The organism is Allobosea sp. 117, assembly GCF_000702305.1.
In the GTDB taxonomy this organism is placed as follows: domain Bacteria; phylum Pseudomonadota; class Alphaproteobacteria; order Rhizobiales; family Xanthobacteraceae; genus Ancylobacter.
The window spans coordinates 210,313-224,649 of sequence record NZ_JNLC01000014.1 but is presented as its reverse complement, the minus strand read 5'-3'; the positions used below and the strand labels follow the sequence as shown (position 1 = coordinate 224,649).

The window sequence follows — 14,337 nt, the reverse complement described above, 5'->3', positions numbered from 1 at the left end:
CCGGGCGGCCGGACGCGTTCATCCGTCCGTCGTCATGCTGAGGTGCTGGCCGCAAGGCCGGCCTCGAAGCACGCAGGCGTGCACAGCTGAAGCCTTCTGCGTCCTTCGAGGCTCGCTGACGCTCGCACCTCAGGATGACGGGCAGCGCGCGGCTTGTCCGGGAAACAGCCACGCGTCCCGGGCAAGCGACGCCGCAGGCGGAGCGACGATCCGGGAGCCAGCAAAAAAACCTCGGCGAAAACCCATCGGCCGAATGGCCATCCGCCACCGGGAGGAAACGCCATGGACAGCCTCATCCGCATCTTCGCCGAGCGCGGCGATCTCGCCCACCTCGCGCTGCTGATCTGGGCACTCGGGGCCTCCGCGCTCGCCTGGCGGGCGGTGCGCGAGCTTGCCGAGGCCGCCCGCCGCTTCGACGACTTCGTGCGCGAGATCGCGCGCTTCAACGCCCTGTTCGGAGACGATAAATGAACGGGTATCCCCGCATCCGGGCGTTGCTGCCCGGGCGCACGCTGCTGCCCTCGCCGACCCGCGCCGGGCAGGCCCCCGAGGTGTTCACCGATTTCGGCCGCACGCTGGTCCGGCTGGAGCGCGCCGCCTCGACCCGCCGGCCGCGCCCGGACGGGGAGGGCGCATGAACCTCATCACAACAGGCCTCATCACGACAAGCCTCACCATCGCACGCTTCTCCAGAAGCTCCGCGCCTCGCCTCGACGCGCGCGCGGCGCCGCCCCTCGAATTGAAGCGCTCGGAGCTGCCGGCGGCGGTCGCCCCCGACGGCAGCTTTGAGGGCTATGCCGCGCTGTTCGGGCGGGTCGATCTCGGCCGTGACCTGATCCTGCCCGGCGCCTTCTCCCGCTCGCTCGCGGAACGTGGCGCGGGCGGCGTGCGCATGCTGTTCCAGCACGATCCGGCCGAGCCGATCGGTGTGTGGACGCAGATCCGCGAGGATGCGAAGGGCCTGCTCGTGCGCGGCCGGCTGACCCCGGAGGTCGCCCGCGCCCGCGAGGTGCTGGCGCTGATGCGCGCCGGCGCGCTCGACGGCCTCTCCATCGGCTTCCGCGCCGTGGAGGGCCGCACCGACCCCGTGACCCGCGTGCGCCGGCTCTCCCGCATCGATCTGTGGGAGATCTCCGTCGTCACCTTCCCCATGCAGCCCGACGCCCGCATCGGCGCGGTGAAGCGCGCCGACCTCGTGCGCGCCATCCGCGACGGCGCGCGCCGTCTCGTCGCGCCCCGACCCCGTCTTTCAACCGCAGGAATCCCGCATGTCCGAGCTTGAGACCAAATCCGCCGACGGCGCCGACGTCGCCGCCGCCTTCGAGGAGTTCATGGGCGCCTTCGAGGCGTTCAAGGACGCCAACGACCAGCGCCTCGGCGAGCTGGAGCGCCGCGGCGTCGACGCGGTGACCGCCGATAAGGTGGAGCGCATCAACGCCGCGCTCGACACCCAGAAGGCGCTGATCGACGAGCTGGTGCTGAAAGCCCGCCGCCCGGCGCTCGGCGGCGGCGCCGACCTCGTCCTCGACCTCGCCGCCCGCGAGCACAAGCAGGCCTTCGACGCCTATGTGCGGCATGGCGAGACCTCGGGCCTGAAGCGGCTGGAGGCCAAGGCGATGTCGGCCGGCGTCGGCGCCGATGGCGGCTATGTCGTGCCCAACGAGACCGAGCGTGAGATCGGCAAGCGCCTCGCTGCGCTGTCGCCGATCCGCGCCATTTCGGATGTGCGCACCATCTCGTCCGGCACCTATAAGAAGCCCTTCATGACCTCCGGCCCGGCGGTCGGCTGGGTCGCCGAGACCGCCGCCCGCGCCCAGACGACGAGCCCGGTGCTCGACGAGCTCTCCTTCCCGGCGATGGAGCTCTACGCCATGCCGGCGGCGACGCAGACCCTGCTCGACGACGCCGCGGTGAACATCGACGAATGGCTCGCCATCGAGGTCGAGGCCGCCTTCGCCGCGCAGGAGGGCACCGCATTCGTCACTGGCGACGGCTCGGGCAAGCCGAAGGGCTTCCTCAACTACGCGGCGGTCGCCGAGACCTCCTGGGCCTGGGGCTCGCTCGGCTTCGTCGCCACCGGCGCCGCCGGCGACTTCCCCGCCGCCGCGCCGGCCGATCCGCTGGTCGACCTCGTCTATGCGCTCAAGGCCGGCTATCGCCAGAACGGCAGCTTCGTGATGAACCGCCGCACGCAGGGCTCGGTGCGCAAGCTGAAGGACGAGAACGGGCACTATCTCTGGGCGCCGCCGACCGCGCCCGGCGCGCAGCCGAGCCTGATGAACTTCCCCGTCTTCGAGGCGGAGGAGATGCCGGAGATCGGCGCGAACAGCCTGTCGATCGCCTTCGGCGACTTCCGCCGCGGCTATCTGGTGGTCGACCGCGCCGGGGTGCGGGTGCTGCGCGATCCCTATTCCGCCAAGCCCTATGTGCTGTTCTACACCACCAAGCGCGTCGGCGGCGGGGTGCAGGACTTCGACGCCATCAAGCTCATGAAGTTCGCCGCCTGATCACGCGCCTCACGGCATGCGCGAGGCGAGCGTGATGACCTCGCCATCCACCACGAAGCGGCCATAGCCGGTGTGGTGGATGGTGCGGGGCTCCGGCTGGTCCGGATCGGACCAGGCCTGCACCACCTCCAGCACGAACAGGCTGTGGATGTTTACGAGCCGCGTGTTCACCACCCGGCACTCGAGGTTGGCGAAGCATTCGGCGATCAGCGGCGGCTTCACGCTGCGCGCCGCAACCGTGGTGAGGCCGAAGCGCTCGAACTTGTCGACCTCGCTGCCCGAGCAGTTGCCGATGCCGACCACCTTCTGCGCCATCTCGACGGCGGGGATCGCGATGACGCATTCGCGCGCCGCCCTCAGCGCCGAAAAGCTGTGATCGGCCGGGCTGACGACGCAGGCGATCCGCGGCGGCGTGAATTCGACCATCATGTGCCAGGACATGGTCATGACGTTCGGGCGACCACGGCGGGCGGTGGTGAGCAGCACCACCGGGCCGGGCTCGATGAGTTGGTACACCTTGGCGAGGGGAAGTTCCTGCATTGGCATGGATGACCCGATCGTTTCCGGGCGGCGCGGCCTGCCGCCTCGGGTCATCATTCATGCCGCAGGGCGCCGGTCCTTGATAAAGGGCAACAGCCCCTGACGCGTCGGCGCCTCAGAGCCTGTTTGGGAATGAGCAAAAGGCACCGTGGTGCGTCCTTCGAGGCCCGGCTGCGCCGGGCGCCTCAGGATGACGAGGTTGGGAAAAGCCAGTGAGATTAACGGCGTCATGCTGAGGTGCTCGCCCGCGGGGCGAGCCTCGAAGCACGCACAGCCTCGTTGCTCGGAATTTCCCAACAGGCTCTCAGTTCGCGCCCATCCCCCGCGCGGTGGCGTCGATCCAGGCGCGCTGCGGGCCGATCACGGTGGCGCCCGTCACGCCGCCGCAGCCGCGCGCGCCCCCGCTCGCGGTCGACCAGCCGATGATGGCGGTGACGACGCCGTCGAGCAGCACCGGGCCGCCACTGTCGCCGGTGCAGCCGCCGGCGGCCGCGCCGCTCGACAGCCGGATCATGATGCCGCCCGTCGTTCCGATGCTCGGCAGCTCGACGCTGCGCAGCGTGCCGGCCGACTTGCCGTCGCCGTCCTTGGCGACGCCATAGCCGACCAGCACGAAACGCGTGGCGCGCGCCGGCAGGCCGAGATCGGCGGAGAGCTGCGCCGGCCTGAAGTCCGGCGGCAGCGCCTCGTTGAGCCGTACCACCGCGAGGTCGGGGGTCGGGCGCCGGGTCTCGAAGGATTTCGGATCGAAATTCGGGTGCAGCGCGATGCGCGTCACCGATACCAGTCGCGGCCCCGCCGCCTCGAACAGCACGACCGCGTAGTCGGCCGCCGGCTGCACGCAATGCGCCGCCGTGAGCACGGCGCGCGCGCTTAACACCACGCCGGTGCAGGAGGCGCCGCGCGTCGAGACGATGAGCACCGTCTGCGTCTTGAGGTCGGCCGGCGCCGCCGCGCCGCCGACGATGGCGTGCGCCGGCCCGGCGCCGATGAAAGCGAGGACGCTGCAGGCAACGATACTGCGGGCAATGGCGGCGATCAGGCGGCGCATGCGGTTCTCCCGGTTGCGCCCTTCTCGCCGCGCCGGCGCCGAAGGTCAATCGGCAGGGTTTCCGCCGGGTTCCGGACTGGAATTGGCTGAAGAGCTTTTCCTGGATCCCGGATCGGCGCTGCGCTGTGCGCAGCTTGTCCGGGAAACTGGGCGTCTCGGACCAGTGACGGCGAAGCCGGAACGCCGATCCGGGACCCAGAAAACCTTCGGCCGAAAACCCTTCAGCCGAACCATCACCCCCGAACAGAGGCATCCCATGCCCGCGACGCTTCTCGCCGGTCCGGCCGCCGAGCCGCTGACCCTTGCCGAGGCCAAGGCCTATCTGCGCGTCGACCACGACGCCGAGGACGCGCTGATCTCTTCGCTGATCACCGCCGCGCGGGCGACCGTCGAGGCGCTGACCCGCCGCCTGCTGATCGACCAGTCCTGGCGCATCACCCTTAGCGCCTGGCCGGCCTCCGGCCTCGTCGTGGCGCCGGTGAACCCGCTGCGGGCGCTGACCGCGGCATGGATCGTCGACGCGGCGGGCGAGGAGATCGCGCTGCCGCTCGACGCCTTCGTAGCGGATGCCGCCCGCCTGCCGGGGCTGATCCGGGTCGATCGCGGCGCGCTGCCGGCGCCGTCCCGTCCGCTCGCCGGCATCGCCCTGGATGTGACCGCCGGCCACGGCGAGGGCGCCGACCACGTGCCCTCGCCGCTCATCGAGGCGGTGCGGATCGTGCTCGGCCATTTCTACGAGCATCGCGATGTGCCCGGCCCCTCGGCCGCCTTTCCGGCGGCGCTGGACGCGCTGGTCGCCCCATTCCGGGTGGCGCGGCTATGAGCGGGCAAGCCGCGACGCCGCTGGGCGCGATGCGCCACCGCCTCGTCCACGAGACGTCGGTGGAGGTGCCGGACGGGGCGGGCGGGGTGCGCCGCAGCTTCATCGCGGTCGACCTGCTCTGGGCAGCGGTCGAGACCGTGGCCGCCCCCGCCGAGATCGCCGACCGGCCGGGCGCCGTGCTCACCCATCGCGTCACCGTGCGCGCGCCGGCGACGGTGGCGGCCGGCGACCGATTGAGGCTCGGCGCGCGGATCTTCCTCGTCGAGGCGGTGAGCGACCCCGACATGCGCGGGCGCCGCCTGCTGTGCCAGTGCCGGGAGGAGACGCCGTGAAGCTCGCCATCCGCATCGTCGGCGTGGAGCGTCTCGCGCGCCGCCTGCGGGCGATGGCAGGGGAGCAGGGGGCCGAGGAGCGGTCCCTCCCGCCAGGCTCGGCTGGCGGGAACCGCGTGCGTCCTTCGAGGCTCGACCTGCGGTCGAGCACCTCAGGATGACGAACCCGCTCAAGGAGGGTGTGCCGGTTGAAGGATGCCGACCCTCGTCATGCTGAGGTGCTCGGGCAATGCCCGAGCCTCGAAGCACGCAGGACCTGCCCGCCTCGCGTGCAGCCCGCTCCCCGCCCGACGCACCCGAAGGACCACCCATGACCCCCGCACAGGCGCTGCGCGCCGCCATCCATGCCGCCCTGTTGGCCGACACCGCGCTCGCCGCCGCGCTCGGCGGCCCGCGCATCTATGACGTGCCGCCCGCCTCGCCGGCCTTTCCCTATGTGACGATCGGCGAGGCGCAGGTGACCGACTGGTCGACCGCCAGCGACGCCGGCGAGGAGCATCGCCTGACTCTGCACGCCTGGTCGCGGCAGGGCGGCCATGACGAGGCGCACGCGCTGGCGAGCCTGATCCAGCAGGCGCTGCACGATGCCGATCTGGAACTGGAGGGCTGCCGCCTGGTCAATCTGCGGATGACCACCGCGGAGATCCGCCGCGAGGCCGGCGGGCGCAGCCATCACGCCTTCATCCGATTTCGCGCGGTTCTCGAAACCACATGAATAACCAAAGCCAAGAGTCCGTAAAGACTCGGCTTTTCGGTCGAACTTGAATCGATCTCTGAAGTCGGTTGCGCGGCTTTGCTGAGGTGAAGCGCGAAGGCCGCAGAGGGCTCGCCAGCCCAATTGAATCAATATCTTAGAAGGTAGCCCGCTCGGGTTAACCGTCCCCTAACAGCCGAACCGGAGACCCTCGCATGGCCGCGCAGAAGGGCAAGGACCTGCTCCTGAAGATCCACGACGGCACCGCCTTTTCGACGGTGGCCGGGCTGCGCTCGCGGCAGATCGCCTTCAACACCGAGCCGGTCGACGTGACCCATGCCGAGAGCGCCGGCCGCTGGCGCGAGCTACTCGCCGGGGCGGGGGTGAAGCGCGCCGCGATCTCCGGCTCCGGCGTGTTCAAGGACGCTGCCTCCGACGCGCTGATCCGCCAGAGCTTCTTCGACGGCGCGATCCGGCAGGCGCAGCTCGTGGTGCCCGATTTCGGCACCATCGAGGGGCCGTTCCAGATCACCAGCCTCGAGATCGCCGCCGAGCATGACCGCGAGGTGACCTTCGACATCGCGCTGGAGAGCGCCGGCGAGATCAGCTTCGCCGCGCTCTGAGGAAACGATCATGGCCAATCGTCATCGCGGCGAGATCGCCGCCGAGCTCGACGGGCGCGCCCGCACGCTGGTGCTCACCCTCGGCGCGCTCGCCGAGCTGGAGGCCGCCTTCGGCGTCGAGGACCTTTTGGCGCTGGCCGAGCGCTTCGAGCGCGGCCGCCTCTCGGCGCGCGACGCCGTGCGCATCGTCGCCGCGGGGTTGCGCGGGGCGGGCGAGAACGTGACCGACGAGGAGGTGGCGCGCATGACGACGCCGGGCGCGGCGGCGGGTTTCGCCCGCATCGTCGGCGCACTGATCGCCGCCACCTTCGGCACCGCGCCGGAAGCGGCGGGCGAGGGGAGTATTCCGCCACCCGGCGTCGCCGGTGGAACGACCTCGCCCGGAGCGCCAGCTTCAGCCGGCCGATCCGGTGACACGATGTTCTCCTCCGCGCCATCCGCGCCGCCGGGTGGATTCGCTGAAAACCCTCCGGCGCCGCCGCCGGCCTGAGCGGGCGCCCGCCGGCCGCCTTTCCCTGGGCGGCGGCGATGGCGTTCGGCCTCGGCCGGCTGCGGCTCGCCCCGGATCATTTCTGGCGCATGACCCCGCGCGAGCTCGCCGCCGCCATGGAGGCGATGCTCGGCCCCGCCCGCGCCCCGCTCGACCGCCCGACGCTGGCGGGGCTGATGGCGCGGTATCCGGATTGATCCTCGCTTGCGCCGATGACGGGCGGCGGCGGGTACGGCCGAAGGGGTCTTTCCTGGGTCCCGGATCGGCGTTTCGGCTTCGCCTCCACTTGTCCGGGACACGCGTGCCGCGTCGCTTCCCGGACAAGCTGCGCATGGCGCAGCGCCGATCCGGGACCCAGGAAAGAACCCACCGAAGGCGCCAGCCTTCGCATCCCCCCAAGGAACCCCGCCCATGGCCGAGACGGAAGAACTGGTTGTCGAGATCACCGCCGACACCACCGTGTTCCGCCGCGAGCTCTCCGATGCCGAGCGGCTGGCGCGCGGCTTCGGGCGCTCGGTCGGCGACGCGCTGACCGACGCCATCGTGAAGGGGAGGGATGCCGGCGAGGTGTTCCGCGCCCTCGGCCTCCGGCTTTCCTCGCTGGCGCTCGACGCCGCGCTGCGCCCGGTGGAGCAGGGCATCGCCGGCCTGTTCCAGGGTCTGCTCGGCGGCGCGCTCGGCTTCGCGAAAGGCGGCGTGTTCCCCGCCGGCCTTTCCGGCGGGCGCGTGGTGCCCTTCGCCTCCGGCGGCGTGGTGGCCTCTCCGACCTATTTCCCGCTCGGCGGAAATCTCGGCCTGATGGGCGAGGCCGGCCCCGAGGCGGTGCTGCCGCTCACCCGCGGGGCCGACGGGCGGCTCGGCGTGGCGGCGGCCGGCGGCGGACGCGCGGTGAACGTCACCGTCAACGTCGCCACCCCCGATCCCGGCGCCTTCCGCCGCTCGGAAGCCTATCTCGCCGGCCTCGTCGCCCGCGCCGTCGCGCGCGGCGAGCGGAGCCTGTGAGGCGCGGGATTTGGCGGAAGAGTCTTTCCTGGGTCCCGGATCGGCGCCGCGCGCTGCGCGGCTTGTCCGGGAAACAGCAGCGCCCCGTGTCCCGGACGAGTGACGCCGCGGGCGGAACGACGATCCGGGACCCAGCGAAGACTCTTCGGCCCACGTTTCACATCGCGCCAGCCAACGGACCCCCGCCATGCCCGCCTTCCACGAGGCGCTGTTTCCGCTCGACGTCGCGCTCGGCGCGGCGGGCGGGCCGGAGCGCGCCACCGAGATCGTCACCACGCTCACCGGCCGCGAGGAGCGCAACACCCGGCTCGCCCATTCACGCCGGCGCTGGGATGCCGGCTATGGCGTGAAGTCCCTCGCGCAGCTCTCGGCGGTCGTCGCCTTCTTCGAGGAACGGCGCGGCCGGCTGCACGGCTTCCGCTGGCGCGACCGGCTGGACCACGCCTCGGGTCCGCCCGGCGCGGCGGTCACCCCGCTCGACCAGACCGTCGGGGTCGGCAACGGCGTGCGCGCCGAGTTCGCGCTCACCAAGACCTATGGCGCCGCCTTCGCCCCCTATGTGCGGCCGATCGTCAAGCCGGTCGCCGGCACGGTGCGGGTCGCGGTGGGCGGCGCGGAGGTCGCGGCCGGCACTGCTTTCACCGTCGATGCCGCGACTGGCCTCGTCACGTTCCTGCCCGGCCATGCGCCGCCCTCCGGCGCGGCGGTCACCGCCGGCTTCCAGTTCGACGTGCCGGTGCGCTTCGACACCGATTTCCTCGAGGTGAACCTCACCGCCTTCGAGGCCGGCGAGATCCCACGCATCCCGATTCTGGAGATCAGGCCGTAGCGGCTGCCGCCTGCGTGCTTCGCCCGGCTTTGCCGGGCACCTCAGCATGACGGGCGTCGGGAGATCACCGCGGCCGTCGGAACAGCCGTCCAGAACCACCCCTCGTCATGCTGAGGTGCCGCCGCAGGCGGCCTCGAAGCACGCAGACCTGCTTCCCGAAGGTCCACCATGCGCACGCTCCCCCCGCTCTTCGCCCTTGGCCTCGCCTCGGGCGTGACCACGCTCGCCCGCTGCTGGCGCATCACGAGGCGCGACGGCGCGGTGATCGGTCTCACCGAGCATGACGAGGACCTGACCGTCGACGGCACCGCCTTCCGCGCCGCCGGCGGGGTGGCGGGCGCGGAATCGAGTCTCGGGCTCGGCTTCGCGGTGAAGGGCTCGGAACTCTCCGCCGCGCTTGCCTCCGACGTGCTCGACGAGGCGGAATTGGCCGCCGGCTTGTTCGACGGCGCGGATGTCGAGCTGCTGCTGGCCGACTGGTCGGCCCCGACGCTGTTCGTGCTCCTCAGGCGTTTCTCCATCGGCGAGGTGCGGCGCGAGGCCGGCGCCTTCGCCGCCGAGCTGCGGGGCCTGGCCGAGACGCTGAACGAGACACGCGGGCGGGTCTATGCCGCGCCCTGCGATGCCGATCTCGGCGATGCGCGCTGCAAGGTGAACCTCGCTCTGCCGGTCTTCACCGGCGCCGGCACCGTCACCGCGGTGGAGGGCGACAGCCTGTTCACTGCTGCGGGGCTCGACGTCTACGGCGCCGACTGGTTCGCGCGCGGCCGTCTCGTTTTCACCGGTGGCGCCAATACCGGTTTCGCCACCGAGGTGAAGACCCACCGCAAGGAGGGCGGCATCGTGCGGCTCGATCTGTGGCAGCGCCCGCCGGAGCCGCTGGTTGCGGGCGACGCCTTCACCGTCTCGGCCGGCTGCGACAAGCGCTTTGCCACCTGCCGGGACAATTTCGGCAACACGCTGAATTTTCGCGGCTTCCCGCACATTCCGGGCAATGACCGGGTGCTGCACGTCGCCATGCCGGGGGACGCCTGATGCCGGACAACGACCTTCGGGCGCGCCAAAATGAGCTGCGCGCGCGCATCGTCGCCGAGGCGCGGGACTGGATCGGCACGCCCTATCTGCACCGCGCCTCCTGCAAGGGCCAGGGCGCCGACTGCCTCGGGCTGGTGCGCGGCGTCTGGCGCGCCATCGCCGGGGAGGAGCCGGAGGCGCTGCCCGCCTATGCCGCCGACTGGGCCGAGGCGACCCGTGCCGAGCAGCTCGTCGAGGCCGGCCGCCGCCATCTGGTGCCGGTGCCGCTCGACCGTCTGAGACCGGGCGACGTGCTGCTGTTCCGCTGGCGCGCGCATCTGCCGGCCAAGCACGCGGCGATCCTGGTGACGCCGGACCGCATGGTGCACGCCCATGACGGCGCGGCGGTCGCCGAGGTCCATTTCGCGCCCTGGTGGCGCCGGCACCTCGCCTTCGCCTTCGCCTTTCCCGGCGCCTGAGCAGGAACTTGTCATGGCCACTCTCCTCCTCGGAGCCGCCGCCGGCGCGCTGGGCGGCGCCGTGTTCGGGCCGATCGGCGCTCTCGCTGGGCGGGCGCTGGGCGCGCTCGGCGGCGCGGTGGTCGATCGCGCGCTGTTCACGCCGGGCACGCACAGCGAGGGCCCGCGCCTCGCCGATCTCGACGTGATGAGCGCCATGGAGGGCGCCGCCCTGCCGCGCCTCTATGGGCGCGCGCGACTTTCCGGGCAGGTGATCTGGGCGCCGCCCTTCGAGGAGGTGGTCTCCACCGAGACCCGCTCGGCCGGTGGCAAGGGCACCGCCTTCTCGGCGCCGACCACCACGACCACCTATTCCTATTTCGCCAGCTTCGCGGTCGGGCTCTGCGAGGGGCCGATCACCCGCATCGGTCGCGTCTGGGCCGACGGCAAGCTGCTCGACCTCGCGGGCCTGTCGGTGCGCGCGCATCTCGGCGGCGAGGGGCAGCTCCCCGATCCGCTGATCGAGGCCTGGCAGGCGAGCGCCGGCACGCCGGCCTATCGCGGCCTCGCCTATGTGGTGTTCGAGCGCCTGCCGCTCGCCGATTTCGGCAACCGCCTGCCGCAGATCGCGGTGGAGGTTGAGCGTGCCATCGGCGATCTGGAGCCGCGCGTGCGCGCCGTCACCATGATCCCCGGCGCCACCGAATTCGGCTATGCGACGCAGCCGCTGCAGCGGGTGGAGGGTCCCGGCACCTATGCCGCCGAGAACCGCCACATCCTCACCGCCGACACCGATTTCGAGGCCTCGCTCGACCATCTCGTCGCCTGCTGCCCGAACCTTGAGCGCGTCGCGCTGGTGGTGTCGTGGTTCGGCACCGATCTGCGCGCCGGGCAATGCCGCGTCGAGCCGGGCGTCGAGCTGCGCGACCGGGAGACGACCGGCCCCGACGGCGAGCGTGCATGGTCCGTCGCCGGCCGGACGCGCGCCGACGCGCATCTGGTCAGCTCCCATGACGGCAAGGCGGCCTATGGCGGCTCGCCCTCCGACGACAGCGTGATCGAGGCCATCGCCGCGCTGAACGCGCGGGGTCTCAAGGTGACGCTCTATCCCTTCGTGATGATGGACGTGCCCGTCGGCAACGCGCTGCCCGACCCGTGGAGCGACGCCGCCTCGCAGCCCTCCTATCCCTGGCGCGGGCGCATCACCTGTCATCCCGCGCCCGGACGTCCCGGCTCGCCGGACGGCACCTCCACCGCCGCCACGCAGGTGGCGAGCCTGTTCGGCACGGCGGCGCCGGGCGATTTCTCCGTGGACGGCGGCGCGCTCGCCTATTCCGGCCCGGACGAATGGACGCTGCGCCGCATGGTGCTGCACTACGCGCATCTCTCCGTGCTGGCGGGCGGCGTGGAGGCGATTCTGGTCGGCTCGGAGATGGCGGCGCTCACCCGCGTGCGCTCGGCCTCCGGCGTCTATCCGGCGGCGGACGCCTTCGCCGCGCTGGCGGCGGATGTGAAAAGCGTCGTCGGCGCGGAGACGCTGGTCTCCTACGCCGCCGACTGGACGGAGTATGGCGCGCATGTGCTGGGCGGCGGCGCCGAGGTGCGGTTCCCGCTCGACGTGGTGTGGTCGGCGCCGGCGGTCGATTTCATCGCCGTCGACTGGTACGCCCCGATCGCCGACTGGCGCGAGGGCGACGCCCATCTCGACGCCACCTGGCGCAGCACTTATGAGCCGGCCTATCTCAAGGGCAATGTGAACGGCGGCGAGGGTTTCGACTGGTACTATGCCGACGAGGCCGGCCGCATCGCGCAGGACCGCATCCCGATCACCGACGGCGCCTATGACGAGGCGTGGCTCTTCCGCCAGAAGGACCTCGCCAACTGGTGGAGCCGGCACCATCACGAGCGCATCGGCGGCGTGCGGCAGGCTTCCCCGACCGCCTATCCGCCGACCCTGAAGCCGCTGCGCCTCACCGAGATCGGCTGCGGCGCGGTGGACAAGGGCGCCAACCGGCCGAGCGTCTTCCCGGACCCGAAATCGGTCGAGGGCGGCCTGCCGCCCTTCTCGAACGGGCAGCGCGACGACCTGATGCAGCGCCGGCATCTCGAGGCCACGCTCGACGCCTTCCTCGACGACGCGGTGAACCCGACCGCGCCGCTGCCCGGCGGACGCATGCTCGATCCCGGCGCGATCTATCTCTGGACCTGGGACGCGCGGCCCTATCCGGTGTTCCCGCTCGCTTCCGACGTCTGGGCGGACGGCGCCAACTGGCAGACCGGCCACTGGCTCACCGGCCGCTTCGGCAGCGCGCCGCTGGCCGAGCTGTGCGAGACGGTCGCCGCCGATTGCGGCATCGCGCTCGATGCCGGCGACCTGCGCGGCGTGGTCGACGGCTATGTGATCGACCGGCCGATGAGCGTGCGCGCGGCGCTGGAACCGCTGGCGCGGCCTTTCGGCTTCGATCTCGCCGAGCGCGATGGCGGCCTCGCCATGGTCCAGCGCGGCGGCCGGGTCGCCGCGCTGATCGACGACGAGGATCTCGTCGCCGGCGAGGACGGCGCCTCGCTGCGCCTGTCGCGCGGCGCCGAGGGCGAGCTGCCGCGCGCCATCACCATCGGCTTCCTCGACGGCCTCGCCGAATATCGCCGCGCCACCGCATCCTCGCGGCGCCTCGCCGGGGCGGCGCGGATCGAGACGAGCGCCGAGCTCGCCATGGTCGCCGACGACGCGGTGATGACCGCCGCCGCCGATCTCTGGTTGCAGGATCTGTGGGCCGGCCGCGACGCCGCGAGCTTCGCTTTGCCGCCTTCGCGCCTCGCGCTGGAGCCGGGCGACGTGGTGCGGCTGTCCCGCGACGGGCGCGCCGCCCTGTTCGAGATCACCGACATCGAGGACACCGAGGCGCGGCGCGTCTCGGCGCGCAGCATCGATCCCAACGTCTTCGCGGTGGCGACCCGCGCGCCGAGTTTTCCGACGATCACCCTGCCGCCGGCGCTCGGCCGGCCGGTGGCGAGCGTGCTCGCTCTGCCGACTCTCTCGGCCGGGCGGCAGGCGCTGGCCTGGCTCGCCGCCTATGGTGCGCCGTGGCCGGGCGCCATGGCGGTGTGGCGCGCGCTGGACGGCGCCAGCTTCGAGCGGGTGGCGACGCTCGCCGCGCCGTCGGTGATGGGCGAGACGTTGACCGACCTGCCGGCCGGGCCGCTCTGGCGCTGGCAGCGCGGGGCCTCGCTCAATGTGCGCCTCCATGGCGGGCTGCTCGCCGCCGCCAGCGAGGAGGCCGTGCTGGACGGCGCCAACGCGCTGGCGCTGGTCGCGCCGGACGGCACGGTCGAGGTGCTGCAATTCGCCGAGGCGATGCTGATCGGCACCCGGACCTTCCGGCTGTCTGGTTTCCTGCGCGGCCAGCTCGGCACCGAGGCGGCCGCCGGCTTCTGGCCTGCGGGCACCAGGATCGTACGGGTCGACGGCAACATCGCCCCCGTGGCGAGCGGGCTCGACCTGCTGGGCCGAACCGTGCGGCTGCGCGTCGGCCGCGCCGACCGCGACCATGGCGATCCTGCCGTGCGGGAGGTGAGCGCGGATATCGGCCCGCGCGCCTTGCTGCCGCTGGCGCCGGTGCATGCCCGCGCCCGCCGCACGGGTAGCGGTGTCGCGCTGAGCTGGATCCGCCGCACGCGGGTCGACGGCGATTCATGGGACGCCGCCGAGGTGCCGCTCGGCGAGGCGTCGGAGGCCTATCGCGTCGAGATCATGGACGGGGCAGCGGTGCGTCGCGCCTTCGAGGTGGCGGCGCCGTCCGTGCTCTATGCCGCCGCCGACGAGCTCGCCGATTTCGGCGCGCCGCAGGCCTCGCTGCACCTGCGCATCGCCCAGCGCTCCGCGACCGCCGGCCCCGGCGCGGCGCTGGATGTGTGGGTGGTGGTGTAGGGCGATGTGAAGGTTGGGCGGTCGCCTGCGGCGAGTCTTGTGCTGG

16 protein-coding genes and 1 pseudogene are annotated in these 14,337 nt (G+C 72.2%); 15 read left to right on the top strand and 2 right to left on the bottom strand.

What is annotated here, in order from left to right; translation table 11 throughout:
* Positions 1 to 282: 282 nt before the first annotated feature.
* The 4 genes from U742_RS0114215 to U742_RS0114200 are packed head-to-tail and all read left to right on the top strand — an operon-like array spanning position 283 to position 2,507.
* The gene (locus tag U742_RS0114215; RefSeq protein WP_029354126.1) at positions 283 to 471 is read left to right on the top strand and encodes a hypothetical protein; all 189 of its coding nucleotides are present in this window, start codon (positions 283 to 285) and stop codon (positions 469 to 471) included.
* Positions 468 to 638, top strand: a complete 171-nt coding sequence (locus U742_RS23400) for a hypothetical protein (protein ID WP_197028260.1) — start codon at positions 468 to 470, stop codon at positions 636 to 638. The genes U742_RS0114215 and U742_RS23400 overlap by 4 nt, the downstream gene beginning before the upstream one ends.
* On the top strand, positions 635 to 1,282 hold the full coding sequence (locus U742_RS0114205; RefSeq protein ID WP_081853005.1) for an HK97 family phage prohead protease: 648 nt from the start codon (positions 635 to 637) through the stop codon (positions 1,280 to 1,282). Before U742_RS23400 ends, U742_RS0114205 begins: the two co-directional genes overlap by 4 nt.
* Entirely contained in the window at positions 1,269 to 2,507 is a 1,239-nt protein-coding gene (locus U742_RS0114200; RefSeq protein ID WP_029354122.1) for a phage major capsid protein, read from the top strand. Before U742_RS0114205 ends, U742_RS0114200 begins: the two co-directional genes overlap by 14 nt.
* A gap of 9 nt (positions 2,508 to 2,516) precedes the next feature.
* Here U742_RS0114200 and U742_RS0114195 read toward each other — a convergent pair whose 3' ends face one another.
* Together U742_RS0114195 and U742_RS0114190 are read right to left on the bottom strand one after the other, a co-directional pair.
* Positions 2,517 to 3,047 (bottom strand): flavin reductase family protein, encoded by a 531-nt coding sequence (locus tag U742_RS0114195; RefSeq protein ID WP_029354121.1) that lies wholly within the window; start codon positions 3,045 to 3,047, stop codon positions 2,517 to 2,519.
* A 304-nt stretch (positions 3,048 to 3,351) separates the two neighbouring features.
* Positions 3,352 to 4,098 (bottom strand): S1 family peptidase, encoded by a 747-nt coding sequence (locus tag U742_RS0114190; protein ID WP_051661177.1) that lies wholly within the window; start codon positions 4,096 to 4,098, stop codon positions 3,352 to 3,354.
* A 256-nt stretch (positions 4,099 to 4,354) separates the two neighbouring features.
* On the opposite strand from U742_RS0114190, the gene U742_RS0114185 reads away from it, so the two are divergent.
* The 11 genes and pseudogenes from U742_RS0114185 to U742_RS0114135 all read left to right on the top strand — a co-directional run bounded on the left by U742_RS0114185 (position 4,355) and on the right by U742_RS0114135 (position 14,291).
* Complete coding sequence (locus U742_RS0114185; RefSeq protein WP_029354118.1) at positions 4,355 to 4,921, top strand: head-tail connector protein; 567 nt, start codon at positions 4,355 to 4,357, stop codon at positions 4,919 to 4,921.
* Positions 4,918 to 5,253 carry a head-tail adaptor protein gene (locus U742_RS0114180; RefSeq protein WP_029354116.1) on the top strand — a complete coding sequence of 112 codons (336 nt, stop codon included), beginning with the start codon at positions 4,918 to 4,920 and terminating at the stop codon, positions 5,251 to 5,253. The genes U742_RS0114185 and U742_RS0114180 overlap by 4 nt, the downstream gene beginning before the upstream one ends.
* A 310-nt stretch (positions 5,254 to 5,563) precedes the next feature.
* Positions 5,564 to 5,968 (top strand): DUF3168 domain-containing protein, encoded by a 405-nt coding sequence (locus U742_RS0114175; protein WP_029354114.1) that lies wholly within the window; start codon positions 5,564 to 5,566, stop codon positions 5,966 to 5,968.
* Positions 5,969 to 6,162: 194 nt separating this feature from the next.
* On the top strand, positions 6,163 to 6,570 hold the full coding sequence (locus tag U742_RS0114170) for a phage major tail protein, TP901-1 family (protein WP_029354111.1): 408 nt from the start codon (positions 6,163 to 6,165) through the stop codon (positions 6,568 to 6,570).
* 10 nt (positions 6,571 to 6,580) lie between these two features.
* Positions 6,581 to 6,883: pseudogene (locus tag U742_RS23580) on the top strand (gene transfer agent family protein); the annotation flags it as partial.
* A gap of 173 nt (positions 6,884 to 7,056) precedes the next feature.
* On the top strand, positions 7,057 to 7,257 hold the full coding sequence (locus U742_RS22955; protein ID WP_081853003.1) for a rcc01693 family protein: 201 nt from the start codon (positions 7,057 to 7,059) through the stop codon (positions 7,255 to 7,257).
* Positions 7,258 to 7,471: 214 nt separating this feature from the next.
* Positions 7,472 to 8,062, top strand: a complete 591-nt coding sequence (locus U742_RS0114155; protein WP_029354107.1) for a phage tail tape measure protein — start codon at positions 7,472 to 7,474, stop codon at positions 8,060 to 8,062.
* Positions 8,063 to 8,249: 187 nt separating this feature from the next.
* Entirely contained in the window at positions 8,250 to 8,891 is a 642-nt protein-coding gene (locus U742_RS0114150) for a DUF2460 domain-containing protein (protein WP_029354105.1), read from the top strand.
* A 168-nt stretch (positions 8,892 to 9,059) separates the two neighbouring features.
* Complete coding sequence (locus U742_RS0114145; RefSeq protein ID WP_029354104.1) at positions 9,060 to 9,926, top strand: DUF2163 domain-containing protein; 867 nt, start codon at positions 9,060 to 9,062, stop codon at positions 9,924 to 9,926.
* Positions 9,926 to 10,384 carry an NlpC/P60 family protein gene (locus U742_RS0114140; RefSeq protein WP_038361582.1) on the top strand — a complete coding sequence of 153 codons (459 nt, stop codon included), beginning with the start codon at positions 9,926 to 9,928 and terminating at the stop codon, positions 10,382 to 10,384. The genes U742_RS0114145 and U742_RS0114140 overlap by 1 nt, the downstream gene beginning before the upstream one ends.
* A gap of 13 nt (positions 10,385 to 10,397) precedes the next feature.
* Positions 10,398 to 14,291 (top strand): baseplate multidomain protein megatron, encoded by a 3,894-nt coding sequence (locus tag U742_RS0114135; protein WP_029354100.1) that lies wholly within the window; start codon positions 10,398 to 10,400, stop codon positions 14,289 to 14,291.
* The last annotated feature ends 46 nt before the right edge of the window (positions 14,292 to 14,337 follow it).

Bases quoted from the DNA above. Each gene is read 5' to 3' on its own strand.
- U742_RS0114215 (WP_029354126.1), top strand. From the start codon at position 283: ATGGACAGCCTCATCCGCATCTTCGCCGAGCGCGGCGATCTCGCCCAC.
- U742_RS23400 (WP_197028260.1), top strand. From the start codon at position 468: ATGAACGGGTATCCCCGCATCCGGGCGTTGCTGCCCGGGCGCACGCTG.
- U742_RS0114205 (WP_081853005.1), top strand. From the start codon at position 635: ATGAACCTCATCACAACAGGCCTCATCACGACAAGCCTCACCATCGCA.
- U742_RS0114200 (WP_029354122.1), top strand. From the start codon at position 1,269: ATGTCCGAGCTTGAGACCAAATCCGCCGACGGCGCCGACGTCGCCGCC.
- U742_RS0114195 (WP_029354121.1), bottom strand. From the start codon at position 3,047: ATGCAGGAACTTCCCCTCGCCAAGGTGTACCAACTCATCGAGCCCGGC.
- U742_RS0114190 (WP_051661177.1), bottom strand. From the start codon at position 4,098: ATGCGCCGCCTGATCGCCGCCATTGCCCGCAGTATCGTTGCCTGCAGC.
- U742_RS0114185 (WP_029354118.1), top strand. From the start codon at position 4,355: ATGCCCGCGACGCTTCTCGCCGGTCCGGCCGCCGAGCCGCTGACCCTT.
- U742_RS0114180 (WP_029354116.1), top strand. From the start codon at position 4,918: ATGAGCGGGCAAGCCGCGACGCCGCTGGGCGCGATGCGCCACCGCCTC.
- U742_RS0114175 (WP_029354114.1), top strand. From the start codon at position 5,564: ATGACCCCCGCACAGGCGCTGCGCGCCGCCATCCATGCCGCCCTGTTG.
- U742_RS0114170 (WP_029354111.1), top strand. From the start codon at position 6,163: ATGGCCGCGCAGAAGGGCAAGGACCTGCTCCTGAAGATCCACGACGGC.
- U742_RS0114155 (WP_029354107.1), top strand. From the start codon at position 7,472: ATGGCCGAGACGGAAGAACTGGTTGTCGAGATCACCGCCGACACCACC.
- U742_RS0114150 (WP_029354105.1), top strand. From the start codon at position 8,250: ATGCCCGCCTTCCACGAGGCGCTGTTTCCGCTCGACGTCGCGCTCGGC.
- U742_RS0114145 (WP_029354104.1), top strand. From the start codon at position 9,060: ATGCGCACGCTCCCCCCGCTCTTCGCCCTTGGCCTCGCCTCGGGCGTG.
- U742_RS0114140 (WP_038361582.1), top strand. From the start codon at position 9,926: ATGCCGGACAACGACCTTCGGGCGCGCCAAAATGAGCTGCGCGCGCGC.
- U742_RS0114135 (WP_029354100.1), top strand. From the start codon at position 10,398: ATGGCCACTCTCCTCCTCGGAGCCGCCGCCGGCGCGCTGGGCGGCGCC.